Here is a 26,240-nt window from a genome sequence, read left to right on the forward strand (position 1 = left end):
CGGCTATTGTTTTTGCGGCTAATCGGTTTTATTCAAAACCCGCCGGCATGCGTTGATGCCAGTCCGTTTCCAATTGAAACCGATGGGCCACATTTAAAAGCCTCGCTTCTGAGAAATAATCACCGATGATCTGCAATCCCACCGGGCGTCCGTTGGCGAAGCCGGCAGGAATAGACATACCCGGTAACCCGGCCATATTCACTGCAATGGTATATATATCGTTTAAATACATGGTGACCGGGTCATCGGTTTTCTCACCCAGATTAAAGGCCGGTGTGGGCGTGGTGGGCCCCATGATTACATCCACATGCTTAAATGCCTGCTTAAAATCTTCACTGATCAAGCGCCGCAGTTTTTGTGCTTTTAGATAATAAGCATCGTAATAACCGGCCGATAAAGCATATGTACCTATCATGATACGGCGCTTCACTTCTTCGCCGAATCCTTCACCACGGCTGCGCTTGTAGAAATCTTCCAGATCTTTAGGATTTTCACAACGGTAGCCGAACCGAACTCCGTCAAAGCGGGATAGATTGGAGGAACACTCGGCCGGCGCGACCACATAGTAGGTGGGAATGGACAAAGCCGTATTGGGTAAAGATATCTCCACCACTTTGGCGCCCATGGATTCGTATTGCTTCACTGCAGTTTGCACGGCGTGCTCAACTTGGGAATCCAGACCTTCACCAAAATGCTCTTTGGGCAGGCCAATGGTTAACCCGTCTATGGAATCGTTCAACGATTGACTGTAGTCCGGCACCGCCTGATCCACACTGGTGGAGTCTCGGGTATCAAACCCCGCCATCGCCGTTAATAACAAAGCGGCGTCTTCAGCACTGCGTGCCATGGGACCGGCTTGGTCCAGACTGGAAGCAAAAGCAATCATCCCGTAACGGGAAACACGCCCGTAGGTCGGTTTCAGGCCCGTTATGCCGCACAGGGCGGCGGGCTGGCGAATGGAGCCACCCGTGTCCGTCCCTGTAGCGATCGGGGCCAAGCGTGCGGCTACCGCTGCAGCTGAACCACCGGAAGAGCCACCCGGCACTGCGTCCAAATTCCACGGATTTTTCACCGGCCCGTAAAAACTGGTTTCATTGGAAGAACCCATGGCAAATTCGTCCATATTGGCCTTGCCCAACATTACCGTGCCCGCTGCGCGACACTTGCTGACCACCGTGGCATCATAAGGCGAAGTAAAGTTGTCCAGCATGCGCGAACCGCAACTGGTCCGAACACCTTTGGTGCAAAAGATGTCCTTATGGATTAGAGGAATACCTGTTAAAGGACCCGCCTGACCATCACGTCGTTGGGCGTCAGCTGCTCTCGCCTGCTCCTTGGCAATATCAGCCGTCACGCTGATGAGGCTATTGAGTTTTGGATCCAAGGCTTCAATGCGATCCAAAAAATGTTGGCACATTTCTTCGCTGCTCAGGTCTCCTTGAACTAATAGTGAAGAAAGTTCAGCAATTGTTTTATTATGCATTTATAATCCGTTTTTGTGGAATGAAGTGTGTACGCTATTGCTGTATGTTAAATACGCAATTTGATTACTCAATAACCTTTGGCACTAAGTACAAACCTGCTTCAACGGCGGGTGCTATTGACTGGAACAGATCCCGCTCGTTGGATTCTGTCACTGCATCCTCGCGTAACCGTTGAGTGCTGTCCAAGGGGTGAGCCATAGGCTCCACACTGTCGGTGTTCACTTGCTGCATCTGCTCTACCAAATCAAGAATACTGGACAGATTTTTTGCGTATTCTGGTATATCCTTTGCATTGATAGCAAGGCGAGCAAGATGAGCTATATTTACAACGTCATCTTTATCTAGGGACATAGATTGATCATCCTGGTGGCAATTTATTCTTTTCCTGAAGGAAAAGTGAGAACTTATCATAAATGGTGCCTTGCCCAAAGCCCTAGGCATTGATAAATTAGCGCAACCTTGTTTTTATTATTAATTTACTAAGAGATCAGCACCTTGGGATTGTTTTCTAATTTACGTGGAGCCTTTTCAAACGACCTGTCCATCGACTTGGGGACGGCCAATACTCTGATTTACGTCAAAGGACAAGGCATTGTTCTGGACGAGCCGTCAGTGGTCGCCATTCGAACGGAACGAGGTACAAACGGGCCGAAAAGTATTGCCGCAGTGGGCATTGAAGCCAAACGCATGCTGGGGCGTACCCCGGGGAATATTCAGGCTATCCGCCCATTGAAAGACGGGGTTATTGCCGATTTCACAGTTACCGAAAAAATGCTGCAGCACTTTATTCATAAAGTCCATAAAGACAAGTTCAAGTTTTTACACCCCAGCCCTCGGGTTCTGATCTGCGTACCTTGCGGTTCCACTCAAGTGGAACGCCGCGCCATCAAGGAATCGGCCGCCGGCGCCGGTGCCCGTGAGGTATATATCATCGAAGAACCCATGGCAGCCGCCATTGGCGCAGGTTTGCCGGTTCACGAAGCCAGCGGTTGTATGATTCTGGATATCGGCGGCGGAACCACGGAAGTGGCTGTCATTTCACTGGCAGGTATTGTTTATTCCGCTTCGGTACGTATCGGCGGCGACCGATTTGACGAAGCCATCGCCAACTATGTGCGCAGAAATTACGGAACCCTGATAGGGGAAGCTACGGCAGAGAAAATCAAACACCAAATCGGCAGCGCTTATCCCGGCGACGAAGTTCGTGAAATGGAAGTCCGGGGACGCAATCTGGCCGAAGGTATTCCCCGCAGTTTCACCCTGAACAGCAACGAAATCCTGGAAGCGTTACAAGAACCTTTGGCAGGCATTGTCAGTGCTGTGAAAACCGCACTGGAGAAAACCCCGCCGGAACTGGGTGCGGACGTCGCCGAGCGCGGCATGGTACTCACCGGAGGCGGTGCTTTGTTACGAGACTTTGATCGCCTGCTGATGGAAGAAACCGGTTTACCCGTCATTATTGCCGAAGACCCACTGACCTGCGTGGCAAGAGGTGGAGGCAGAGCGTTGGAAATGATCGACGAAACCGGGCTGGATGTATTCACCACAGAGTAAGTGGGTTCTCGGAAACGCGATGCGTATAGACAACTCAGACAGATTATTATGTGGTTTTACAATAGCGCACCGATTAACCATTTGTTTGGAGGTTTACAATAAAATCTCTATTTGTACAGGGACCGTCTATTACCAGCCGCCTGGTGATTGTGACGGTGGTTTCCGTCATTCTTATGGTAATGGATCATAGACAACATCACCTGGAAACCATCCGCAGCGCCCTATCCGTTTTTGTCTACCCTATACAATACTTGGTCAATATACCCACTTCCGCCGGCGAGTGGGCCACAGATCAATTGGCCTCCAGAGAAACCTTACTGGAAGAAAACGCGCGCCTGCGCGTGCAGCACACCTTGTTACTGGCGCGCTTGCAAAAATTATCCGCACTCAAGGTCGAAAACATTCGTCTGCGCGAATTGCTCCAATCGTCTAAGAAAGTAAATGAGAATGTCTTAATCGGGGAACTATTGGCCGTGGATCCGGATCCGTTTACTCGCAAAATCGTCATCAATAAGGGCAGTCGCCAAGATGTTTACCGTGGCCAACCCTTGCTGGATGCGGAAGGTGTGATGGGTCAGGTCATTCACGTGGGCCCGTTTTCCAGTACGGCCATGTTAATTACCGATCCCAACCATGCTATTCCGGTACATATTAACCGCAACGGTTTACGTGCCATTGCGGTAGGCAATGGCAGCCCGGATGTGCTGGAAATTCCCTATTTGGCCAACAGCTCTGATATAGAAGTAGGTGATTTGTTAACCAGCTCCGGCCTGGGGGGGCGCTACCCCAGAGACTACCCAGTTGCCAAAGTCACCTCGGTACAAAAAGACCCGTCACAATCCTATGCGGTAGTCACTGCGAAACCAACTGCCAAACTGGAAACCAGCCGGGAGGTACTGCTGGTCTGGACTGACGAGTTCTTGCAAATTCAAGCCAATGAACAAGCCAAAACTACAAGCGGCAACGAAGCGACTGAAAAGGAAGATCAATAATGGCCCTGGTGAAACATCAAGGCGGTTTTTTGATTTTATTGACCTTTATTGCGTCTTTAATTCTGTCCATGATCCCCATGCCCTCCTGGCTGGAATCTTTCCGCCCCTTGTGGGTTGTTATCGTGCTGATCTACTGGGTCATCGCCTTACCGGACCGGGTTGGGGTTTTTGCCGCTTGGGTGGTGGGCCTGATGTATGACGTGGCCAGTGGCGCTTTGTTGGGCCAAAATGCTCTGGCAATGGCGTTTATAGCCTATTTAGGCATTAAACTGCATCTGCGCATTCGTATTTTTCCATTATGGCAACAAGCGATGAGTATTCTTGTGCTGGTAGCACTGTACCAGATGCTCTCTCTTTGGATTAAAGGCATGACCGGTGTTACCGCTCAAGGCATGTCGTACTGGCTTCCTTCCTTAAGTAGCATGTTGGTGTGGCCTCTCACCTACATGATACTACGCGCTTACCGCCGCCATTATAAAATTCGCTAACTCCCATGTCCGGAATCACGCTAAAAGACCATTTTCGTGAAACGCAAATGTTTAATGTGCGTTCCGTGGTCATGGTGGTTTTTGCGGTGATACTAACCATTGTCCTTATTTCGCGACTTATCTACTTACAGGTGGTGGACCATGAGCTGTATGCCACTTTATCCGAAGACAACCGCTTTAAAATTTCGGCCGTCGCCCCCACTCGCGGCCTGATTTATGATCGCAACGGCATTTTATTGGCGCAAAACCTCCCCACCTATTCCCTGGTGGTCACACCCGAGCGAGTGAAAAATCTGGATGAGACCATCGAATCGCTGAGTCAGCTCATCGAAATCAGTGAAGGTGACATCAGTCAGTTCAAACGGGAAGTACGACGCAATCGCCCCTTTAAAACCCTACCCTTGCGAACCCGTTTGAATGACGAGGAAATCGCCAAAATTGCCGTTAATCGACATCTTTATTCCGGAGTGGACATTGCCGCCACCTTGATCCGCCATTATCCCCAAGGAGGTTTAGGGGTACACGCTTTGGGCTATGTTGGGCGAATCAACGAAAAAGAACAACAGTTGGTAGACAAAACCGATTACGAAGGTACGGACTACATTGGTAAAACCGGAATAGAAAAATACTACGAAACTGAACTCCACGGACATGTAGGTGTTGCCCAAGAGGAAATCAACGCATCCGGCAGACGACTAAGGGTCATCCCCCAGGTTGCCGCGGAACCCGGCAAGGATTTGCATTTAACCCTGGACGCCAAGTTACAACGCGTCGCGGAAAAAGCCCTGGGGAACCATCGAGGCGCCATTGTTGCCATCGACCCCGCTAACGGCAATATACTGACACTGGCCAGCACCCCGATCTATGATCCCAATTTGTTCGTTACCGGCATCGACAAAACCACCTACACGGAACTTCGTAATGACGACGACTTACCCCTGTTCAATCGTGCCCTACGCGGACGCTACCCACCCGGCTCAACGGTGAAACCCTTTATTTCCCTGGCCGCATTGGAAGGCAACGTCATCGCAAAAAACCATGAAACCAACTGCAAAGGCTGGTTCAGCCTGCCGGGGGATACGCACCGCTATCGCGATTGGAAAAAAACCGGCCACGGAAGTGTCAATGTAGAAAAGTCCATTGTTCAATCTTGTGACGTTTTTTACTACGAACTGGCCGTTAAAATCGGCGTGGATCGTCTCGCCAGTTTTATGTTTCCTTTTGGTTTCAACAGCTTGACTGACACTGACATTAGCGGAGAATTGGCCGGCTTGTGGCCTACCACGGAATGGAAGCGGCAAAGCCGCAATCTACCTTGGTATCTGGGAGAAACGGTCAGTGTGGGTATCGGCCAAGGCAGCACCTTAGTCACCCCTCTGCAACTGGCTTCGTCTACTGCCACGTTATCTATGTATGGCCAAGCCATGCGGCCGCGAATCGTTGCAGCAATGGTAACGGCAGGGGAAAGGGTAGACCAACCCATCCAAACGGGCCCGGCTGTAGAGGTTAAGAATGTGGACAATTGGAAACAAGTGATTAAAGCGATGGAAAAAGTGGTGCATGACTGGCGTGGCACCGCGTTTCGCATCAGCAAGGGAGCCCATTACAAAATTGCAGGTAAAACGGGAACTGCCCAGGTATTTTCGGTCAAACAAGATGAAGAGTACGACGAAACCAAGATATCGGCGCGTAACCGCGATCACGCTTTGTTTATCGCCTTTGCACCGGTGGAATCACCTCGCATCGCTGTTGCTGTAATAGTGGAAAACGGCGGCCACGGTGGCTCCACAGCCGCCCCCATTGCCCGCAAGATAATGGACTATTATTTAAACACTGAAAATGTAGCAGAAACGACTCCTCCTAAAAAATCATGAGCATACTAGACGGATCATTTGGTGATTTTAACCGGCAACGCAGAACCAGCGCCGAAAGCTGGCACATTGACTTGCCCTTACTACTGGGTATCTTGACCCTGGTAGTCATCAGTATGTTTACTCTCTACAGTTCCAGCAGCCAGAATATTGACTTGGTATGGCGACAAATTCTTCGTTTTATCATCGCGTTCGGCTTTTTGTTCGTCCTGGCGCAAATAGAGCCGAATACCCTTAAACGCTGGGTGCCGTGGGTTTATATCCTTGGCGTCACCCTGCTACTCATTGTCATGTTTTTTGGTGACGTGGGCAAGGGAGCGCAGCGATGGCTGGACCTGGGTCTGTTTCGATTCCAGCCTTCGGAGATCATGAAATTAGCAGTGCCGCTCATGGTGGCCTGGTATTTATCGGAGCAACACTCCCTGCCCCCCAATGGTAAAAGCCTGTTGATGGCAGCTTTGATCATCGGTACACCCGTCATACTTATTGCCAAGCAACCGGATTTGGGAACAGCGATTTTAGTTGCCTCTTCCGGGATTTTTGTGTTGTTTTTTGCAGGCATTAGCTGGCGCCTGGTCACGGCTCTGGGTACGCTGGCTGCCGCCTGCGCCCCCATAGTCTGGTATTTTATGATGCACGATTACCAGCGTCGCCGGGTTATCACACTGCTCAATCCGGAATCGGACCCATTGGGTGCGGGCTACCATATTATCCAATCCAAGATAGCCATTGGTTCCGGAGGGATATATGGCAAAGGCTGGCTCAACGGCTCCCAATCACAGTTGAATTTTCTTCCAGAGCATTCCACCGATTTTATTTTTGCAGCTTTTTCCGAAGAATTTGGACTGTTGGGGATTTCCATACTGTTAACCATTTACCTTTTTCTGGTGGTTCGCGGAATACTAATTGCAGTTCAAGCCCAGGACACGTTTACCCGTCTTACCGCGGGTAGCTTAACTATGACTTTTTTCATTTATGTTTTTGTAAATATTGGCATGGTGATCGGTTTGCTGCCTGTAGTGGGCGTACCTTTACCCTTAATCAGTTACGGCGGAACATCTATAGTGACGCTGATGGCGAGTTTCGGTATCCTCATGTCTATTCAAACACACCGAAAATTTTTATCCAGGTGACCGTTATGCTAGTTAATAGAGTTTTGTCTCTGTCGGTACTGCTTTTTGGCGCTGTATTCGCTACTACAGTAAACGCCGACATTTCCGATCGCCACGATGTGCGTCAATTTATTGACCAAATGGTCAAAGAACATCAGTTCAAGGAAGAAGAGCTGGTTAAGATTTTTCAGAAAGTGAGTATTAATAACAAAATTATCGATGCGATCACACGACCGGCAGAAGCCAAGCCCTGGCATAAGTACCGGCCTATCTTTCTTACCGATAAGCGCATAAACGGCGGTCTCAAATTCTGGAAAAAACACGAGGAAGCCTTGCAACGGGCCTATGACACCTACGGTGTCCCCCCTGAAATTGTGATTTCCATCATTGGTGTCGAATCTCTCTACGGAAAACACAAAGGTCGTTACGGAATTGTGGAATCACTGGCTACACTGGGTTTTAACTACCCGAAGCGCAGCACTTTCTTTCGCAAAGAACTGGCAGAATTTTTATTGCTGGCCCGGGAAGAAGGCAAAGACCCTTTATCGCTGAAAGGCTCCTATGCCGGTGCTATGGGTAAACCTCAATTTATTGCCAGCAGCTTCCGCCGCTATGCCGTCGATTTTGATGGTGATGGCAAACGCGACCTGTGGGACAATTCCGTGGATGTCATCGGCAGCGTGGCCAATTATTTTGCCAAACACAAATGGCAACGTGACGAACCCATCGCCGGCCGAGCCAAAGTCAAAGGCAAAAAATACAAAGGTCTGGTGGAAAAAGGCATCCGCCCTAATACCAGCTTGAAAGCCATGGCGCGCCTGGGAGTGAAAACCAAAGGTGAATTCAATCCGGATCACGAGGCCGCTTTAATCGAATTGGAACAGAAAAAAGGCAACGAATACTGGGTCGGACTCAACAACTTTTACGTCATAACACGCTATAATCACAATGAATTATACGCTATGGCGGTATACCAGCTGAGCAAAGCCATTGTTAAGAAACGCAAGGTCGACGTAGCCAACAACAAATAAGTGATTTATTTAAAGCGCCAAGGAAAAAGAAACCCATTTTGGCGGCATGCCATAAGTCTCGGCACCGCCGCTTCCTTGTCCGCCTGTGCGTCTTTTAATAGGGACGGCCCCCCCTTACATCCCATTGATCCTGACAGCATCGCCGATGCCGTCCCTCGCTACGAACCTATCAGCCCACAGGGCAACCCCAAAAGCTATGCCATTAACGGCAAAACCTATTTTATCCAAAATAGCGCCGACGGCTATGCCGCCAAAGGCATTGCCAGCTGGTATGGCAGTAAATTTCACGGTCGCACCACTTCCAATGGCGAAACCTACGATATGTATGCCATGACAGCCGCTCACACTACTCTGCCCATCCCCACGTATGCGCAAGTCACCAATCTGGACAATGGACGCACGGTGGTGGTACGTATTAACGACCGGGGCCCTTTCCACGATAACCGTCTGATTGATTTGTCCTACGCGGCAGCCATGAAACTGGACATGGCTCACAAAGGTACCGCAACCGTAGAAGTTCGAACCCTAATTCCACCCGCCAACGGAACCTCTCCGGGAAAAATGCTGTCCCAAGCTACATTGAGCCGGCAGAAACAAGCTCAAAATCGGCGTTATATTCAAATGGGCGCATTTCGTGAGCGCCAAAATGCTCAAAATCTAATTAGTAAAGTCACGCCGCAGCTGGATACTGAACCCAAACTGAGCGAACACCGCACTCATAAGGGCTTGATTTACCGCGTTCGTTTGGGACCTTTTCAAAATACACAGCAAATAGAGAATATTCAGGAACAATTGGGTAAAATGGGCATTAAAAACTATTTCGTCGTCACGGAGCCTTAATAACAGAACCTTAGTAACAGGACCTTAGTAACAGGACCTTAGCAACATTAGTAACGGAATCTTCACCGGATCCGGGCAAAATCCCAGCGGAACCAATTTTTAGTAGTTTTACACGACAGCCAATAGACAAAATCATGCTTAAAAATCTGAATTTAATTCCCATCTTTTTCGCCGGTATTTGCGTTTTATTGCTTAGCAGTCAAGCGCTTCTCGCGGCTCCTTTGGTACCCAATCCGCCCAAGGTGAAAGCCGAAGGTTTCATCCTCATGGATTTCAACAGTGACCAGGTGTTGGTGGATAAAAACGCGGATGTGCGTATGGAACCCGCCAGTCTGACCAAAATAATGTCCTCTTATATCATTTCCCAGCAGCTGAAAAACGGCAGTATTTCACTTACAGACAATGTGACTGTTAGTGAAAAAGCCTGGAAAATGAAAGGTTCACGCATGTTTATCGAAGTGGGGAAAAAAATTTCGGTAGAGGACCTGCTTAAAGGCATTATTGTGCAGTCTGGTAATGATGCCACCATTGCGCTGGCGGAATTCATCGCCGGCAGTGAAGAGTCTTTTGTCTCGCTCATGAATCAAACAGCCGAAGCTTTGGGACTGAGCGACACCCATTTTGCCAATGCCACCGGCCTACCCCACGAACAACACTATTCCACTCCGCGAGATCTGGCCTTGCTGGGTAAATCGCTGATCCGGGATTTTCCCGAACACTACGAGTGGTATTCCATCAAAGAATACAAATTTAACAACATCAAGCAAAAAAACCGCAACACTCTGTTGTGGAAGAATGACGATGTGGACGGTATCAAAACCGGCCACACGGAATCCGCAGGTTACTGCTTGGTCGCTTCAGCCAAACGCAAAGACATGCGCCTTATATCGGTAGTGTTGGGGACCGGTTCACAAGACGCACGCTCCACTGAAAGCAATAAACTGCTCAACTACGGTTTTCGTTTTTTCGAAACTCACCGTCTCTACGCGGCTAACGAAGCCTTAACCAATGTGCGAATCTGGAAAGGCGAGAACGAAGAACTGCCACTGGGTATCAACGAAGACCTGTATATCACCATACCCAAAGGCCAATACAAAAACCTGGATGCCAGCATGAGCATCAATGCTGAAATCATCGCTCCGGTGGTAAAAGGCAAAGTCTACGGCACCGTTAATATTATGCTGGGTAAGAAAAACTATGCGGTTCGTAAACTGGTTGCCCTGGAAGACATTGAAGAAGGCAGCCTGTGGAAAAATCTGGTGGACAGTTTTAAACTGGCCATCAACTGAGAACAATCAATTTAACCTTAACATCCCGCGGTAATCATACATGGCACAAGTTTATCTCAATGGTAGTTTTCTGCCCGACACCGAAGCCTGCGTGTCTGTTTTAGACCGAGGTTTTATTTTTGGTGATGGCATTTACGAAGTCATTCCGGCGTATGCAGGCCATCCCTTTAGACTCAATGAACACTTACAACGCCTAGCCAATAATCTGGAAGCGGTACGTATCAAACAACCCTGCACCGTAGAACAGTGGGGCCAGTTGATTCAACAACTGATCGAGAAAAATGAGGGCAAGGGCAAAGATTGGTCCGTTTACCTGCAAATTACCCGAGGTGTCGCCAGCCGTGATCATGCCTTTCCCGGCGACACCGAACCCACCGTGTTCATGATGTGTAACCCCCTTTCACCTTTGCCGGAAAAAACTCTACGGGATGGAGTGCACGCCATCACGGCTGAGGATTTTCGCTGGGTAAATTGCCATATCAAAGCCATCAGTTTGTTACCCAATGTACTGTTACGCCAACAAGCCATAGACGCGTCCGCGTCTGAGTCCATTCTCATTCGCGATGGCCAGGCCACAGAAGGAGCCGCCAGCAATTTATTTATTGTGGAAGACGGAATCATTAAAACCCCGCCCAAGGGACCCTTATTATTACCCGGCATTACCCGTGATCTGATACTGGAATTGGCTCAAAAGCAAGCAATGGCGACGCAAGAAACGGTAATCAGCCTGGAACAATTACAAAACGCCGAAGAAATCTGGCTCAGCAGTTCCACCAAGGAAATACTGCCCGTCACCTACCTGGACAAACGTGCGGTAGGCAGTGGCAAACCCGGAACACTGTGGCAAACCATGTACCAACTGTACCAGGACTACAAACAAGCGTTACGCCAAGGCGCAGAAGCATAACCAACCAGCTATACAAGGTTATAGCAAGACCAAGAATCTGTAACCCTGAGAGAGACCGATAGAGACGACGAGAACAGCGATGAGCGAACCGGAAGACATCATGGAATTTCCCTGCTTGTTCCCCATTAAAGCCATGGGGCTGGCGTCACCTCAGCTACAGCAAACCATATTGCGCATCGTGCAACGCCATGCGCCGGAGGTGCAAACACACCACTGCAAGGAAAGACCCAGCAAGAATGGCAAATATATTTCCATCACAGTCACCATCGAAGCCACCAGCCGAGCCCAATTGGACGCCATTTACATTGATCTCAACGCCAGTGACCACGTGGTCATGACTTTATAAGCGTAGCGCAGCATCGGTTCGTTGTCCGCAATGTCCTCCGCCAACCTCGGCCAACCCCGTATCCGCAAACTGGGCTTGCAGGATTATGCTGCGGTATGGCATGACATGCAGCAGTTCAATTCGGAGCGCACGGAACATTCTCCGGATGAACTGTGGATCGTACAACACCCACCGGTATTCACTTTAGGCCTCAATGGCAAATCAGAGCACGTGCTTAATCCCGGTAACGTTCCCGTCATCCCTTGTGACCGTGGCGGCCAAGTCACTTACCACGGTCCCGGTCAATGGGTGTATTACATCCTCATGGATCTGCGTCGAAGCAAGCTGGGTGTGAAAACCCTGGTCACCTGCCTGGAACAAGCCGTCATCGATTACTTAGCACAACAAGACATACACGCCCAACGAAAAAACGACGCCCCCGGCGTGTACGTTAACGACGCCAAAATCGCCGCCCTGGGCCTGCGCATCAAACGCGGTTGCAGCTACCACGGCTTAAGCTTTAACATCGACATGGACTTGGGGCCTTTTTCCCGCATTAATCCCTGCGGCTATCCCGGTCTGAGCAGCACCCAACTAAAAAACCTGATTGCAACGCCGCTGGAAATGGATCACGTGGAATTGGAATTTACGCAAGTGCTGTTGCAAAACGTGTGGAGACCTTGATCGTATCCAGGCAACACCGCCACGGACGAAGTGTTTACGTAACAACATAAGAAACAAACTTACGCTTTATACCCCTTATCCACCACTGGACCCACATCAAACACAACGGCTGCTCAATGTAGAATCAAACGCCTACGATTGTATCGACTCCGGCCAAATCCGGAAATTTTTGCTACTATAGTTAAAAACAAACCTTGCGGAGCGTCTATGATATTTAAGCAATTGCTGGAACCGGATTCCTGCACATACACCTACTTACTGGGCTGTTCTCAAACCGGGGAGACTGTGTTGATAGACCCGGTGTTGGACACCGCAGAGCGAGACCTTCAAGTCATTAGTGACTTGGGATTGAAATTAAGCTATACCTTGGACACTCACATCCATGCCGACCATCTAAGCGGTGCTCACCGCTTGCGTGCTTTAAGTCAGTGCAAGGTGGCTTACCCGGCCATGGACGCCTTAGCCTGCGCCGATATCGGTATACGCGAAGGTGAAGTTTTCCGCGTAGGCAATATTGAACTGCACCCACTATTTACTCCGGGACATACGGATCACCACCACGCTTATCTTATCGATAACGGAACCCAACAAATGCTCTTCAGTGGAGACGCCTTGCTCATTGAGGCCTGCGGACGTACGGATTTCCAATCGGGAGACGCCGCCACTCTCTATGCCAGCATTCACAATAAATTTTTTAGCCTAGCCGACGAGACCCTGGTCTACCCCGGACACGACTACGAAGGCCGCTTCATCACCACCATCGCCCAAGAGAAAAAACGCAATCCCAGACTCGGTAATGACAAAACTCTGGAAGAGTTTGTCGCCATCATGAACGCCATGGACTTACCCAAACCCAGAAAAATCGATTTCGCCGTACCCGGCAATGAACAATGCGGCATCTGCCCGGACAATGTACCGGAGGAATATCGCGGCCCCTGTGCGGACCATGATCAAGGTTAGTGCGCGTACATCATAATGGACAATTCTAATCAACTGGCTTGCATGTGAATAAAAAAGTCAAACATCAAGGATATAAACCCACTAGTGGCATTGTAAAATCAGCGACACGGATTGGCAGGCAATAGACTGGACCCGGCTCGCCACTCAGTACTCAACGACACAACTTTCCTGCACCTCCACATCGCCGGCCTTTAGCCCGGCAAAGCTAGACCTGTCGTTTCCTGTAGTTTTCTTTTATTACAGAAAGGAATACCTATACTAACGGGACCACCCAACATAAAGGCCATGTTTAGTGATTCACTGGGCCACATCTATGGAAAAACAACAAGGAGAAAAACATGCCTCACTATACCCGTCGCGAGTTTTTGGCCATCTCATCAGCTGCCGTCGCCGGCATGACGTTACCCTCACTTGGCAATATGGCCATGGCCGCTAGCAAACCCAGATATACCCGCTATAGCGTCGGCAGCAAAGAAGGAAAACGAATGTTACAAAGCTATAAAAAGGGAATTAGAGCCATGCTTAAACTACCCGCCGAGGATCCGCGCAACTGGTTTCGCTATGCCTTCATTCACTTTATGGATTGTCCGCATGGAAATTGGTGGTTTTACGTTTGGCATCGGGGGTATATAGGATATTTGGAACAGATTATCCGCGACTTGAGCAAAGACAAAAACTTCGCGTTGCCCTATTGGGACTGGACGGAAATGCCCCGCATACCGCCGGGCATGTTTGAGGATGTACTGACACCGACGAACAATGCTTTTGCCACTTACACAAAAAACCTGAAGCTATTTACAGATTTTATAAAACCCGCGTTAATGACCTACTGGACCACGCTTACGGATTCTCAATTAAAGCAGCAAACAGAACGCGGCTACAATACTTTCGAGGATCTGTGGAATAGTGTTATCGGTTTCGACCCCGGCTCCGGGCAATACCTCGCCTCGAACCTTTCCTACACCAACACCTGCGGCGCACGCTACTTATCAAAAGACAACCCCAAACTCGATAGTAAAACCGCAAACGCCGTATCCGCACAAACGGTTCTGTCCGGCTTATTACCCGTAGAGTTCTATACCGATGACGCCACAACGAGCTTTAACAGCACTAAGACCACATCGCACACCGTACAACCCGACAGTAAAACATTTTTTTCCATCCTAGAAGGCCAACCCCACAACAAAGTGCACAACAATATCGGTGGCGTGGGGGCAATCGATTTTGGACCTTACGGCAATATGACCAACTTCCTCTCGCCGGTCGACCCTGTGTTCTTTTTGCACCATTCCAATATGGATCGATTGTGGGATATCTGGACTCGAAAACAACAGAATCGACAGTTACCCTATCTACCCACCGGTGCGGACGAAACATTGTATATGAACGAGCTGTTCCAATTTTATGTAAACAAGTCAGGTAAGCATGTGGGCACAAAAAAGGCCAGTGACTATATCAACACCCGTGTTTTTGATTACGCCTATGCACCGGGGTTTGGCGAACAAGTTATTGGCAAACCGCTACGGTTGGCTGCGAAGGAGAAATCCCTCACCAGCCATCACACCGCCAATGTCAGTAAAAATTCCGCCACGGTGGAAATTCCCGCACAACTGTTAAAATCCCATACGGACAAAAAACAACACAAGCCATTGGTCCTGGAAATTATGTTGCCGCACAGCGCCGGACAAACCGTACGCGAATACGATGTTTTGGTTAACGCACCGGCGGATGTAAAACGTGTCAGCGCAGACAGCCCCTACTACGGTGGTACGATAGCGTTTTTCGGTCCACGAATGAGCGGCATGAAAATGTCGGATACCGTGAGTTTCCATATCGCATTACCGAAAAACTTACCGGCCCTGGTGCAAGCCAACCCCGGAGATACACTTAAACTGGAAATTCGCGTTGTTCCTGCCTACGGAGACCCTGACCACGTACCCGAACTCAAAGGCGTCGTAGTGAAGGGATTCAAGTAACTCACGTAAACTGATCAGGAAGGGTACAAAAACACAGGACCGAAAACAGTGGATTAAAGAAAGTCAAAAGCCGGGCGAAGCGTTTATCATTGACAACTGCGCTTATACCATTATGAGCAATCATTTTAATTTGATGTGGTACGACTGTAAAATCCCAATAAAGCTAATTCTTTAAACATCTTAATCCCGGTGCGCGGGTGCGCACCGGGAAAAGAAGTCAACCGCAAGCCTATGGCGTTACTGAAACATTCATCGTGTAGGCAGTATTGGCATCATACTGACTTGCCAACGGAAGAATTCTCACGTAGTAAGTTCCGGCTGTCAGTACTTGAGTCAAAGTGTTAGCGGTGCCATAGTTGGTATTAGCAATCCGTGCTTGATTGGCACCATACAAATAAATATACCCGTTAACCGTATTATGTGAATTCGAAACCGTTAAAGTTCCTGCCGTTGCCAAAACAATCTGGTAGTAATCCTCATCATTCACCGTATCGTAATAGCCCTGGTAACTTCCATTTTCGGAAATAACAGCTGCAGTTGCAAAGGAATCATTCTCTTCATACTGATCGGGACCGGTATCACCTAAGACCGAACCACTCAACTCCAAACTATATGCATTACTAACATCGAACTGACTCGCCAAGGGAGAAACCCGGACATAATAAGTACCTGCAGTCACAGAGCGTGTCAATGTATTCACTGTGGCATAATTTGTATTAGACACCCGGGCTTGATTGGCGTCATACAAATAAATATAGCCATTTACCGAACTGTGAGAGAGACGCATATACAAAGTACCCGGCGAAGTAACTTCAATACGATAATAATCCGAATCATTCACCGTATCGTAGTAACCTGAAAAGGTCCCCGAGGCACTAATTGGCGTAGCGGTACCAAAAGTATCATTGGCCTCATATTGATCCGGGCCGGTAACACCTAAGACCGAACCGCTCAACTCCAAACTATAGGAGTTGTTTACGTCAAACTGACTCGCAAAAGGAAAAACCCTAACATAGTAGGTACCAGCTGCCACAGACTGCGTCAGGGTGTTCTGTGTGGCGTAATTGGTATTTGTAACCCGAGTTTGATTGGAGTCATACAAATAAATGTACCCACTCACCGTGCTATGAGCCAGCCTCATATACAATGTCCCCGGCGAACTAACTTCAATACGATAATAGTCCGAATCATTTACCGTATCGTAATACCCCGTGTAAACCCCATCGGTGGTAATGGATGTCGCCGTGCCAAAGGAATCGTTCTCCTCATACTGATCGGGACCGGTAACCCCCAACACAGAGCCGGTCAATTCCAAGCTATAAGCATTATTGACGTCAAACTGAGTGGCGAACGGAACAACCCGCACATAATAGGTACCCGCCGTCACGGAGCGCGTCAAGGTGTTAACCGTCGCATAGTTGGTATTTGAAATACGCGTCTGTGTAGAATCGTACAAATAGATATACCCGCTCACTGTGCTATGAGCCAGCCGCATGTACAAGGTGCCCGGTGAACTGACGTTAATACGATAATAATCGGAGTCATTCACCGTATCGTAGTATGCCGTATAGGTCCCATCGGTGGTAATTGCTGTTGCGGTTCCGAAGGAATCGTTCTCCTCATACTGATCGGGACCGGTAACCCCCAACACAGAGCCGGTCAATTCCAAGCTATAAGCATTATTGACGTCAAACTGAGTGGCGAACGGAACAACCCGCACATAATAGGTGCCCGCCGTCACGGAGCGCGTCAAGGTGTTGACCGTCGCATAACTGGTATTCGATATACGCGTCTGCGTGGAATCGTACAAATAGATATACCCGCTCACTGTGCTATGAGCCAGCCGCATGTACAAGGTGCCCGGCGAACTGACGTTAATCCGATAATAGTCGGAGTCATTCACCGTGTCGTAGTACGCCGTATAGGTTCCGGAGGTGGTAATTGCCGTTGCGGTTCCGAAGGAGTCATTTTCCTCATACTGATCGGGACCGGTAACCCCCAACACAGAGCCGGTCAATTCCAAGCTATAGGCATTATTGACATCGTACTGGGTGGCAAACGGAACAACCCGCACATAATAGGTCCCTGCAGTCACGGAGCGCGTCAAGGTGTTGACCGTCGCATAGCTGGTATTTGAAACTCGCGTTTGCGTAGAATCGTACAAGTAGATATACCCGCTCACCGTGCTATGTGCCAGCCGCATATACAATGTTCCGGGGGCACTGACTTCAATACGGTAATAGTCGGAGTCATTCACCGTATCGTAATATGCCATATAGGTTCCAGCTGTAGTAATAGCCGTGGCCGCACCAAAGGAATCGTTCTCCTCGTATTGATCCGGACCTACCCCTCCCAACACAGAACCACTTAACCGCAACTCATAGGGGTTGTTCACGTCGAATTGCGAAGCCAGAGGGAATACTCTTATATAGTACGTGCCTGCAGTTACGGATCGCGTCAGCGTGTTAACCGTGGCGTAACTGGTGTTGGATATCCGAACTTGATTGGCGTCATACAAGTAAAGATAGCCATTCACAGTACTGTGTGAGAGCGTGGCGTATAAGGTGCCCGGAGCTGACACATCGATTCGGTAGTAATCGTTGTCCGTGGTTGAATTATAAAACCCCGATATGGTTGCATTAGAGTTCACCACGTTAGCGTCCGCAAAACTATCGTTGATTTCGTTTTCATTCCCGGACACCAGGTAGCTCACGCTAACACGAGTGTTGGCGTCAATATTCAAGCGACATTGAGTGGCATTGAGTGGCGTACAGCCGGTCCAATTCGCCGCATAACCCTGCGGGTGGGTATAGGTTAATGTTACTTGTGTATTGGGCGCGTACACTGCCGAACAAACACTACCGCAGTTAATTCCACCCACATCGCTGCTGATGGTTGCCGTTGCATCACTCGAAATAACACTCAAAGAGAGGTCGGGGGTCGGAATGTTAAAAACATAGCTTTCAATGACAGATGTCGATGTATTACCGGCTTCGTCCGTCGCGAGGAACGTCACTGTACTATCCGTGTCCAACTGTATTGGTGACGTATACAAAAACCCGGGGGCTACTGACGGCTCCGTTCCATCCAAGGTAAAGTACACTTGGCAATTCGCGTCCACGGCATCGGAACAACCCAACGATATGGGCGTGGCTTGGGTGAATGTGCCACCTTGCGGTGACGCTGCCGGTTGAGGTGCCGTAATATCAATGACGATAGTGAAACTGCCGCTGTTTGAAAAAACACCAGTATCATTTTGCTCTTGTACATACAATGTATGGGAACCTTCAGGCAATGCACTCGCCGGGGTAAAACTGGTAGCCGTTCCTGTTGTGGCTCCCGTATCGAAGTTACTGTCACCCAATTTATAACGGAATGTTCCATTTCCGTTTCCACCCCCGGTCGACCACATCCACGTTGGCTGCGTGAGATTGGTGGGTGTGCTACCGGAAACATTGGGCGGATTAGGTGTCGCTGACGGCGTACCGGAAACAAGAGCCGGTGTTGTGACACAGGTGCTGTTACTGTCAGCAGACCGATTTCCCGCGAAATCTATTGCCACCACCTTGTAACAGTATTCCGCATCGGCAAACAAATTAAAGTCTTCAAAGCTACTGATAAAGACGGTGGCAATTTTAAGATCGACGGCATTCGACGAACCACGAAAAATGTCATACCCCTGAACATCATTGTCCTGTGACGGTGTCCATGTGAGGCTGATTTCGTGAGGGCTGTTGGCGATAGCTACCAAATCGCTCGCGGCAGCGGGTGCCGTTACGTCCGGTGGAGTTGTAGCCGTCGGCAGGGTTACACAAACGTCGGCGGTTCTTTGTGACGTGTTACCCGCACCGTCAAAGGCTTCTATGGAAAAACAATTGGGGTCTGACGCAATCAACCCACCGTCGCTATACACCGGGTACGGGGTAGTAGCGATTTGCGCACCATCTCTATATACACGATATCCAGCAACACCAATATTGTCGACGGAGGCATTCCATAGAAGAATCGCACTGTTTGCCGATACAGCAAACGCGATGGGATTTGTCGGCGTGGTCGGTGCTTCTTGATCAACATCCGATAAGTCATTGACTAAGTTGTAATCCAATACTAGGGTAGCAATGTATCCTGTGGCGGGGTCTTGAAGCCGAATGGTCAACTCACTGCGACCATTAACGTTCACAAACTTAATCGTTAAGTAGTCCAGCACTTTATCAAACCCTGTGGCATCTGCACTAAATTCAGAGCTCATAAAGTTAAAATCCGCCGGGACCGCAAAGGCCGGATCACTAAACGCCAAGGCTAACAAATTTTTAATCGCTGCAATCAAAGCATTGATTTGAGCTTGGAAACCTTCCAATGCCGGAGTTTGGAATCCTCCCACAGTGTCAAATTCAGATTCAATATTCCGACTTCTTGACGTAAACCAATTTCGGGCCACGATGTCAGATAGCGGGTGTACATTTGTTCTAGTGACCGCATTGTTCGATGTGTCGGCATCGGTGACCACCGAAAAAAGCCGTTTGCCATTGGGTGTCGTCGTGCTTAACAGGAAAGGGGGCGTTGTATCTGTAATAATAATTTCAAACCGTCCCATATCATCAGTCGTTTTCTCCAAAACCAGACCCGTTGAGTCTTTTAGTTGAATGACAACATTTGCCAAAGGCGCCCCTTCTGCCGCGGTACCGACTAATTTTCCGCCGGTGCCAATTGGACCGTCTTCACCACCCGAACAGGCAAACAGCAGTGCCGCTAACCCCCCTATCATCAGAACATCCGTTAGTCTCTTATATCCCATAATTAATCCCCATTATTGTCCGTTTCTATATAATAAATACCTAACCCGACTCGCTTCGTTGACTCAATATTACTTTTCTTAATGGACTTCTTTTTGCTTTTAAGCCAGCGATTGACATCGTCTATCAACTCGCTGGATTTTTCATTGCTGTATTGCCTAAACTCCTCCACGATACTTTCCGGAATTTCACTGTAAGGCACTTCCCTTTGAAACCACGGCATCCCATCCGTTTTGCGGATATTGTGCTCACCGGTTACCAACAAATCCTTGGCGCAAGTGAACAAAATACTCACCAATTGCTCCTCATCCTTTGAGGGTATATAGGTACTTTTGAGCAACCTGACCGATTGCTTGTCCATTCTCTCAACCACACCCACCCTGATCAGCTCGTCTAACAAAGCTCGTGGCGTTATGTCAGCGCAGGCCTCTTCCGCCAGTGTTTCAAAGCTTTTAGGTCCCCTTAACGGCAAATCAATGGGTCGCTTTTTCTTATCCAAGTACTTAGCCACCGTAGTCCATGTCTTCACCACACTCAGTCCCTTATTGATCGGTTTACTGCTTAGCTCAAAGGTGTCCTTTTTACTGTTCAGTATCTCTTGCACCATTTTTCTGTCTATCCCTGTCATAACGGCCACTTTGGAGTAAGTACTTTTACGGTTCGGTATGGCGAAATCCTGATCAGCAACTTCGATGTACGTACGCCTTAACAAACTGGCAAACTCACCGTAAGAAATTTGGTACTTCAAAAGCACTCTTACCAATGGTCGCAACATTTTGGCTGCGGCTTGTAATATGGTTGATTTTATTTCACTCGTCATACCCTGGAGCCTACCGCCGCCCCTAAAGCTTGTCAACAAAAACGGGGGGAATTCCCCGTTTCTATATAAGCCATATACTAGATGCGCAAATTTTGATTGTCAACATAAACGGGGAATATTCCCCGTTTTTATTTGGCGAGCTTGTTAGACGCCAATCACTGATCAAAAAACCAATAAACACGTATCCAAAACAAAGATAGGTGAGTTTTTAACCAACCCAAATGGTCGCTAAATCGAACGACTTGCCCTTCGCATTTTCAGTTCCTTGACAGGTATTCTCCTAAAGATCGATTCCAAGAGAGATTCTGATTTCGTATTTTCTAAATCGGAGGAATTGTCGCCGCACATTTATTAATATTTCATCGGTGATAGATCTCGTCCCTTAATGTTTAGACCCAGCAAGAAAACCGAAATCGACAACGGCTTGCACCTTGACTCTGGCGCAAAGGTGTTGATATCTTACCTCACATGCTCAAATATAGGGGTTATAGAACTCCCTGTATCCGGGCCGTTTCTTTATCTTAAAACACAATAAATGCGGAATCCCATACGATGGAAATGTCAGTTCACCAATCGCTTCAATACGCCAAAGAAAATAATCTGGGCCGAGATGTTCAGGATAAACTGGAACAGTACGTTAAAAAATACGATGGTCGTAGCCTAAACCCCATCAATCCGGGTGTTGGCGATCTGAGTGAAATGGAATTGATCCAAATTCAAAATTTTGTGAATAAATACTTTGTCGATCTGGTCGTCGTGGGTTCCGCGCTCTACGGCAAACGGTTAAATCCTAAAGGACGAGGTCCGGTGGGTCACACGGGGCGCAGTGATATTGACTACATCAACCCCAATATTCACGCCAGCGAACTGTATTCCTCAAAAACCCGCGCAGGTCAAAGACCTCAAGACTCCCTCCCCTGCCTGGACCCCATGCAGCAGGTTTTTCAGGAAACACCTAATACCTATATGCACCGGCTTTGGTTTAGCCCCCTGCGGCCGCGTAGACTACTACTCCCCGGAGATCCCAACCCCACGGTAACGCCCGTCAACTTAACTCTATTGATGACCTGGGTGGGATATGAAAGAAAGAATGCCAGGGCTTTATACAACGCCAATAAATAAAGACGGCAGCCATTAGGACCTTTTGCGTAACAATTATTATTGTGTAGGCACTAACTCGCATGTCGGGCTCCGCCATCACATGGCGGGTGGAATAGCCCCAGCGTATTCGTCATGGAACTGGAGCAACGTATCAAGGATAACACCGAAGAAATCATCGCCTTGCGCATATGCCATTATGAGCAATCACTATCATTTGGTATTGCATGTCAATAAGGACAAAGCCCGTTCTTGGTCTGAAAAAGAAGTGATCAATCGTTGGTTAACTTTGTTTAAAGGCAATCTCCTGGTACAGCGGTATATCAACTACGAAAAACAAAGCAAAGCCGAGCTGGATACTTTGTCGACCATTGTTAGTAAGTGGCGAGACCGGTTAATGGATATCAGTTGGTTTATGCGCTGTTTGAATGAGTCGATTGCGCGTAAAGCCAACGAAGAAGACCATTGCAAAGGTAGGTTCTGGCCGCTCTCGCGCATCCCTGCGCTCCACGGCATTAGAACATCCCTGTTCGTCAGGATGGCGCCACAAGAGCCAGGCATTACTGGATGAAGCCGCCCTACTCACTTGTATGATGTATGTGGATTTGAATCCTATTCGGGCTGGTATGTCTGAGGAATTGGAGAAATCCGATTTTACGTCCATTCAGGCAAGAATTGCCGCAGTGGGTGAACAACTGAGGATTCAACAGAAAGAAGCCAAACGATCCGGGACAACGGTTTTAACCAAAAAACGCATTAAGACCGCTCAGTCGCTATCTAACGCGCCATCGTTGTTGGGTTTTGCTGGCAATGAGACCGCAAAAAAGAAAGTCGGAATTCCGTTTGGTTTAGTGGATTACTTTGAACTCACCGATTGGACCGGTAGAGCCATTCGGGACGATAAGAAAGGTTCTTGACAGGACGACATAATGCCGCGGAGGCCATGGATGGCCGAGAGAGGCCTTATTCCCAAACACGTTCAGCCCTTATTACAAAAGCTGGATCTCAACCAAGAAAACTGGCTGGAAAATATCAAACAATTTGAACGGCGGTTTTTCAACGCCGTTGGCCACCCCCAGCGCTTGCGGTCCATTAGTGAATCCATGGAAGGCCGCTCTTGGTTTAAAGGCATCAACCGATGTGAGGCCTTGTATCGAGCGCCTCCGCCGCATTAACCAAACCACCCTATCCTGTAGCAGTAAAAACTGATCTTCATTCTAAGGATGAATGGGCTTCGTTTGGATTGATTTTCCTACGAGCCGCCTTGAACTGCGCTTTTTCCGATCATTGACCGATATTCACCTAATAACTGACCACAAGAGGGCTTCTGATTTGGCTGATCTTAAAATCTGGGAAGAATTTTCTCAAATCGGTTTTTCTATGGGCTATTTCTTGGGTGTCCTTTAATCTATTTACCTGAAGAAATCTCAACACCTTGCGAGCCCTGGCATCATTGACCAAGCCCCGCTCCAGATAAACCGTCCACCCTTCTATAGTCATGCTATCGTAAACTGGCTTCTCTACCGCCAGAGATGAACTGACAGACAGAATCAGCAGACCGAAGCACAAAATAAATGACAAAGCTAAACCGGAGATTTTCATAGTTCTCATCAATACTTTCTCAACAAACTTTCCACGAATATAGAAAGAATAGACTAATTAAAATCCAACAAAACTACAAGCCATGTTCCATGCAGTTTTACTGAGGAACAGTTCTCATTTTCTAATCCTAAAGGCGGAATGCCGCACCCCGCCAAAGGCATGCCCCGCACATCTTCCAGTAGGGCGGAATAGCCCCGCGTATTCCGCCGAACAGAATAACAGATTCCCCAAAGTGTCTATTAACACAAAACCATAGCGCTACATCTCAACCTCTATCCAGCACACCGACATTGCTAGGTTTTGATGGCAATGAGGCCGAAAAAAAGAAAGAGGGGATTCCGTTTGGTTTATTAAAATCTGGGAAGGATTTTCACTGGGCGGTTTTTTTATTTCTTGGGTGCCTTTTAATGTTCATGTGATTACAAATTGTCAAACGTAACATTGGTGTTGGTTCGACTGGTAACGGTTCCACCCACACAAGTTGCCTCCACTTTTACCGTGTGTATTCCGCTAGTTCCCGCCGGTTGAAAATCGGGCGCATAAAACAGTGAAGTGGACGTAAGATTAATTGGCTTACTAACCGGAACCGAACCATACGAATAGTGGACATCATCTATGAAAAACTCGACCTGATCTAGTCCAGTTGTACAATACAGGTCTACGCTAAAACTGGAATCACCGCTTACCGTAGAGTCGCGAGCGGGCATAAAATTTCTTATGGTCGCGCCCCCCTCATACAGATCAATCGGAGGATAACCACCGTACATCATGTGCGTAGAATAATTCTGCCTCAAAGCGGCCGAGAGCATTTGTTCCCGCGTAAATCCAGTTTGATTTCTAGCATTATCTACATACCGCATTAGTGCTACGGCAATATCGTGGCGGTAGGTGTTTGAGTCAATCGTTTTGATGCCCACACTAAGTTGTATGCTGCTGGGACCCTTCCCATCCAATACTCCGTCATATGCAATATCCTCATATGCAACGTTGATAAAATCAATGCTGGTGTAAGGCCTTGCGCGACTAACCTGACCAGCTTCTACCGACCAGTCCAGGGTCATTTGACTGATTCCCGCCAACAATAAGCCCAGATTCGTCTCAGAGTTCATAGGGTGCGTAAAAACCTGTGAATTATCCGTCGTGTCTTGATACTTCGTCGATAGAACATCGAATCTAGCCAAGTAAGATAATTCAGCATTTGAACGAGAAACAAATAGTTCCGAATCAACACGGAAACCCATCAGATCCGCTATTGCCATTTGGTACTTTACAAAGCCCTCGGCAATTGTCGTATAATATGACAAGTGAACATCGAGCGTGACATCTGCATCGGTCAAAAACGCCGTAACACCACGCAACGCATCACCTGCACCCATACTTACAACGGTGCCATCCGCGGGTTCGGTATATGAGCCTCCGGTTGTTTCGATAAACAGTGAGAAAGGCCGTGAAGCGCTATTTCCAATGTAGTTACCTAATCTGTAATAAGGATCTGGGGCGGTTGAGTCGTAGCTATCCGTTCCAAAAATAAACCCTTCCTCCAACCGCCCTATCGCCTCCCAACCCTGCATGGAATATGGCATGAAGCCAGAAACAACGACCATTTCCGGTGGATTGCCCGTTTCTTCGTCGTGAAAGCAGGCCTGTATAAGACCTGCCACCAAACAAAGAACGAATAAGTTACGGTGGTACATGAACGGATCCTCTGATTAACACCACATTCCAATGTTATTTTTCAGTTTACTATAAGCAACCTCGGGTATCACGCTAAACTTCCCACAAGAAAAGGAATTATAGGACACCAAAGAGGAATTATAGGACACCCATGTTTTTCTAACAATACATAGACAACCCATCCAACTTTATGTACATAATTTACATTACCAGGCAGACTCAGCCGCTTATTGATCAAAACAGCAACAGGATCAAGGAATGACCAAATCTCGTAAGCATCAAGTCGATATAAATTCCACTCCCTATTACCACTGCATTGCCCGTTGCGTGCGCAGAGCGTATTTGTGCGGCGAAGACTTCTATTCCGGCAAAAGCTACGAACACCGAAAACAGTGGATTGTGGATGAAATCAAGAAGTTGGGTGAGGTGTTTGCCATAGATATTTGCGCTTATGCCATTATGAGCAATCACTATCATTTGGTATTGCATGTCAATAAGGACAAAGCCCGTTCTTGGTCCGAAAAAGAGGTAATCAATCGCTGGTTGACTTTATTTAAAGGAAATCTTTTAGTTCAGAGATACATCAACTTTGAAAAACAAAGTAAAGCCGAATTGGATACTTTGTCGACCATTGTTAGTAAGTGGCGAGACCGGTTAATGGATATCAGTTGGTTTATGCGCTGTTTGAATGAGTCGATTGCGCGTAAAGCCAACGAAGAAGACCATTGCAAAGGTAGGTT

At 48.1% G+C, this 26,240-nt stretch carries 24 protein-coding genes; 18 read left to right on the top strand and 6 right to left on the bottom strand.

The window, feature by feature from the left end:
* Positions 1 to 28: 28 nt before the first annotated feature.
* Together gatA and gatC are read right to left on the bottom strand one after the other, a co-directional pair.
* Positions 29 to 1,483: an Asp-tRNA(Asn)/Glu-tRNA(Gln) amidotransferase subunit GatA gene (gene gatA, locus OEY58_16225; protein MDH5327003.1), complete on the bottom strand. Its 1,455-nt coding sequence runs from the start codon at positions 1,481 to 1,483 to the stop codon at positions 29 to 31.
* A 64-nt stretch (positions 1,484 to 1,547) separates the two neighbouring features.
* Positions 1,548 to 1,835 carry an Asp-tRNA(Asn)/Glu-tRNA(Gln) amidotransferase subunit GatC gene (gene gatC / locus OEY58_16230; GenBank protein MDH5327004.1) on the bottom strand — a complete coding sequence of 96 codons (288 nt, stop codon included), beginning with the start codon at positions 1,833 to 1,835 and terminating at the stop codon, positions 1,548 to 1,550.
* A gap of 150 nt (positions 1,836 to 1,985) precedes the next feature.
* Between gatC and OEY58_16235 the strand changes: the two genes are divergently transcribed.
* The 13 genes from OEY58_16235 (at position 1,986) to OEY58_16295 (ending at position 15,513) form a co-directional block, all read left to right on the top strand.
* A complete protein-coding gene (locus OEY58_16235; GenBank protein MDH5327005.1) occupies positions 1,986 to 3,038 on the top strand; it encodes a rod shape-determining protein in 1,053 nt (350 codons plus the stop codon).
* A 98-nt stretch (positions 3,039 to 3,136) separates the two neighbouring features.
* On the top strand, positions 3,137 to 4,030 hold the full coding sequence (gene mreC, locus OEY58_16240) for a rod shape-determining protein MreC (protein MDH5327006.1): 894 nt from the start codon (positions 3,137 to 3,139) through the stop codon (positions 4,028 to 4,030).
* Complete coding sequence (gene mreD, locus OEY58_16245) at positions 4,030 to 4,518, top strand: rod shape-determining protein MreD (GenBank protein MDH5327007.1); 489 nt, start codon at positions 4,030 to 4,032, stop codon at positions 4,516 to 4,518. Before mreC ends, mreD begins: the two co-directional genes overlap by 1 nt.
* A gap of 5 nt (positions 4,519 to 4,523) precedes the next feature.
* Positions 4,524 to 6,392 carry a penicillin-binding protein 2 gene (gene mrdA, locus OEY58_16250; GenBank protein ID MDH5327008.1) on the top strand — a complete coding sequence of 623 codons (1,869 nt, stop codon included), beginning with the start codon at positions 4,524 to 4,526 and terminating at the stop codon, positions 6,390 to 6,392.
* Complete coding sequence (rodA, locus tag OEY58_16255; GenBank protein MDH5327009.1) at positions 6,389 to 7,522, top strand: rod shape-determining protein RodA; 1,134 nt, start codon at positions 6,389 to 6,391, stop codon at positions 7,520 to 7,522. Before mrdA ends, rodA begins: the two co-directional genes overlap by 4 nt.
* Positions 7,523 to 7,527: 5 nt before the next feature.
* On the top strand, positions 7,528 to 8,532 hold the full coding sequence (mltB, locus tag OEY58_16260; GenBank protein ID MDH5327010.1) for a lytic murein transglycosylase B: 1,005 nt from the start codon (positions 7,528 to 7,530) through the stop codon (positions 8,530 to 8,532).
* Positions 8,533 to 9,372, top strand: coding sequence for a septal ring lytic transglycosylase RlpA family protein (locus OEY58_16265; protein ID MDH5327011.1), 840 nt, complete (start codon positions 8,533 to 8,535; stop codon positions 9,370 to 9,372).
* Between the two features lie 134 nt (positions 9,373 to 9,506).
* Positions 9,507 to 10,661: a D-alanyl-D-alanine carboxypeptidase gene (locus tag OEY58_16270; GenBank protein MDH5327012.1), complete on the top strand. Its 1,155-nt coding sequence runs from the start codon at positions 9,507 to 9,509 to the stop codon at positions 10,659 to 10,661.
* 40 nt (positions 10,662 to 10,701) lie between these two features.
* Positions 10,702 to 11,568, top strand: a complete 867-nt coding sequence (locus OEY58_16275; GenBank protein MDH5327013.1) for a D-amino acid aminotransferase — start codon at positions 10,702 to 10,704, stop codon at positions 11,566 to 11,568.
* Between the two features lie 79 nt (positions 11,569 to 11,647).
* On the top strand, positions 11,648 to 11,914 hold the full coding sequence (locus tag OEY58_16280; protein ID MDH5327014.1) for a DUF493 domain-containing protein: 267 nt from the start codon (positions 11,648 to 11,650) through the stop codon (positions 11,912 to 11,914).
* A 30-nt stretch (positions 11,915 to 11,944) separates the two neighbouring features.
* A complete protein-coding gene (gene lipB / locus OEY58_16285) occupies positions 11,945 to 12,577 on the top strand; it encodes a lipoyl(octanoyl) transferase LipB (protein MDH5327015.1) in 633 nt (210 codons plus the stop codon).
* A 207-nt stretch (positions 12,578 to 12,784) separates the two neighbouring features.
* A complete protein-coding gene (locus OEY58_16290) occupies positions 12,785 to 13,537 on the top strand; it encodes an MBL fold metallo-hydrolase (GenBank protein ID MDH5327016.1) in 753 nt (250 codons plus the stop codon).
* Between the two features lie 338 nt (positions 13,538 to 13,875).
* Positions 13,876 to 15,513, top strand: coding sequence for a tyrosinase family protein (locus OEY58_16295; protein MDH5327017.1), 1,638 nt, complete (start codon positions 13,876 to 13,878; stop codon positions 15,511 to 15,513).
* A gap of 229 nt (positions 15,514 to 15,742) precedes the next feature.
* Here OEY58_16295 and OEY58_16300 read toward each other — a convergent pair whose 3' ends face one another.
* On the bottom strand, positions 15,743 to 20,308 hold the full coding sequence (locus tag OEY58_16300; protein ID MDH5327018.1) for a chitobiase/beta-hexosaminidase C-terminal domain-containing protein: 4,566 nt from the start codon (positions 20,306 to 20,308) through the stop codon (positions 15,743 to 15,745).
* Positions 20,309 to 20,310: 2 nt separating this feature from the next.
* Positions 20,311 to 21,126, bottom strand: coding sequence for a DUF6502 family protein (locus OEY58_16305; GenBank protein ID MDH5327019.1), 816 nt, complete (start codon positions 21,124 to 21,126; stop codon positions 20,311 to 20,313).
* 552 nt (positions 21,127 to 21,678) lie between these two features.
* Here OEY58_16305 and OEY58_16310 point away from each other — a divergent pair.
* From OEY58_16310 to OEY58_16325, 4 genes are all read left to right on the top strand, one after another.
* Positions 21,679 to 22,248, top strand: a complete 570-nt coding sequence (locus OEY58_16310; protein ID MDH5327020.1) for a hypothetical protein — start codon at positions 21,679 to 21,681, stop codon at positions 22,246 to 22,248.
* A 175-nt stretch (positions 22,249 to 22,423) separates the two neighbouring features.
* Positions 22,424 to 22,795 (top strand): hypothetical protein, encoded by a 372-nt coding sequence (locus tag OEY58_16315; protein ID MDH5327021.1) that lies wholly within the window; start codon positions 22,424 to 22,426, stop codon positions 22,793 to 22,795.
* A gap of 55 nt (positions 22,796 to 22,850) precedes the next feature.
* Entirely contained in the window at positions 22,851 to 23,141 is a 291-nt protein-coding gene (locus tag OEY58_16320) for a hypothetical protein (protein MDH5327022.1), read from the top strand.
* A 30-nt stretch (positions 23,142 to 23,171) separates the two neighbouring features.
* Positions 23,172 to 23,399 (top strand): hypothetical protein, encoded by a 228-nt coding sequence (locus OEY58_16325; GenBank protein ID MDH5327023.1) that lies wholly within the window; start codon positions 23,172 to 23,174, stop codon positions 23,397 to 23,399.
* A 127-nt stretch (positions 23,400 to 23,526) separates the two neighbouring features.
* Here the strand turns inward: OEY58_16325 and OEY58_16330 are convergent, their stop codons facing one another.
* Together OEY58_16330 and OEY58_16335 are read right to left on the bottom strand one after the other, a co-directional pair.
* On the bottom strand, positions 23,527 to 23,835 hold the full coding sequence (locus OEY58_16330) for a hypothetical protein (protein MDH5327024.1): 309 nt from the start codon (positions 23,833 to 23,835) through the stop codon (positions 23,527 to 23,529).
* A gap of 410 nt (positions 23,836 to 24,245) precedes the next feature.
* On the bottom strand, positions 24,246 to 25,520 hold the full coding sequence (locus OEY58_16335) for a hypothetical protein (GenBank protein MDH5327025.1): 1,275 nt from the start codon (positions 25,518 to 25,520) through the stop codon (positions 24,246 to 24,248).
* Between the two features lie 238 nt (positions 25,521 to 25,758).
* Here OEY58_16335 and OEY58_16340 point away from each other — a divergent pair.
* The coding region (locus tag OEY58_16340; GenBank protein ID MDH5327026.1) for a transposase at positions 25,759 to 26,240 on the top strand (482 nt) is incomplete at its 3' end.

This window comes from Gammaproteobacteria bacterium (assembly GCA_029882975.1).
Taxonomy (GTDB): Bacteria; Pseudomonadota; Gammaproteobacteria; order SZUA-152; family SZUA-152; genus JAJDNG01.

Bases quoted from the DNA above. Each gene is read 5' to 3' on its own strand.
- OEY58_16290 (MDH5327016.1), top strand. From the start codon at position 12,785: ATGATATTTAAGCAATTGCTGGAACCGGATTCCTGCACATACACCTAC.
- OEY58_16300 (MDH5327018.1), bottom strand. From the start codon at position 20,308: ATGGGATATAAGAGACTAACGGATGTTCTGATGATAGGGGGGTTAGCG.
- OEY58_16305 (MDH5327019.1), bottom strand. From the start codon at position 21,126: ATGACGAGTGAAATAAAATCAACCATATTACAAGCCGCAGCCAAAATG.
- OEY58_16280 (MDH5327014.1), top strand. From the start codon at position 11,648: ATGAGCGAACCGGAAGACATCATGGAATTTCCCTGCTTGTTCCCCATT.
- OEY58_16315 (MDH5327021.1), top strand. From the start codon at position 22,424: ATGAGCAATCACTATCATTTGGTATTGCATGTCAATAAGGACAAAGCC.
- gatA (MDH5327003.1), bottom strand. From the start codon at position 1,483: ATGCATAATAAAACAATTGCTGAACTTTCTTCACTATTAGTTCAAGGA.
- gatC (MDH5327004.1), bottom strand. From the start codon at position 1,835: ATGTCCCTAGATAAAGATGACGTTGTAAATATAGCTCATCTTGCTCGC.
- OEY58_16270 (MDH5327012.1), top strand. From the start codon at position 9,507: ATGCTTAAAAATCTGAATTTAATTCCCATCTTTTTCGCCGGTATTTGC.
- OEY58_16295 (MDH5327017.1), top strand. From the start codon at position 13,876: ATGCCTCACTATACCCGTCGCGAGTTTTTGGCCATCTCATCAGCTGCC.
- OEY58_16310 (MDH5327020.1), top strand. From the start codon at position 21,679: ATGGAAATGTCAGTTCACCAATCGCTTCAATACGCCAAAGAAAATAAT.
- OEY58_16330 (MDH5327024.1), bottom strand. From the start codon at position 23,835: ATGAGAACTATGAAAATCTCCGGTTTAGCTTTGTCATTTATTTTGTGC.
- lipB (MDH5327015.1), top strand. From the start codon at position 11,945: ATGTCCTCCGCCAACCTCGGCCAACCCCGTATCCGCAAACTGGGCTTG.
- mrdA (MDH5327008.1), top strand. From the start codon at position 4,524: ATGTCCGGAATCACGCTAAAAGACCATTTTCGTGAAACGCAAATGTTT.
- OEY58_16325 (MDH5327023.1), top strand. From the start codon at position 23,172: ATGGCCGAGAGAGGCCTTATTCCCAAACACGTTCAGCCCTTATTACAA.
- mltB (MDH5327010.1), top strand. From the start codon at position 7,528: ATGCTAGTTAATAGAGTTTTGTCTCTGTCGGTACTGCTTTTTGGCGCT.
- rodA (MDH5327009.1), top strand. From the start codon at position 6,389: ATGAGCATACTAGACGGATCATTTGGTGATTTTAACCGGCAACGCAGA.
- OEY58_16275 (MDH5327013.1), top strand. From the start codon at position 10,702: ATGGCACAAGTTTATCTCAATGGTAGTTTTCTGCCCGACACCGAAGCC.
- mreD (MDH5327007.1), top strand. From the start codon at position 4,030: ATGGCCCTGGTGAAACATCAAGGCGGTTTTTTGATTTTATTGACCTTT.
- OEY58_16320 (MDH5327022.1), top strand. From the start codon at position 22,851: ATGTCTGAGGAATTGGAGAAATCCGATTTTACGTCCATTCAGGCAAGA.
- OEY58_16335 (MDH5327025.1), bottom strand. From the start codon at position 25,520: ATGTACCACCGTAACTTATTCGTTCTTTGTTTGGTGGCAGGTCTTATA.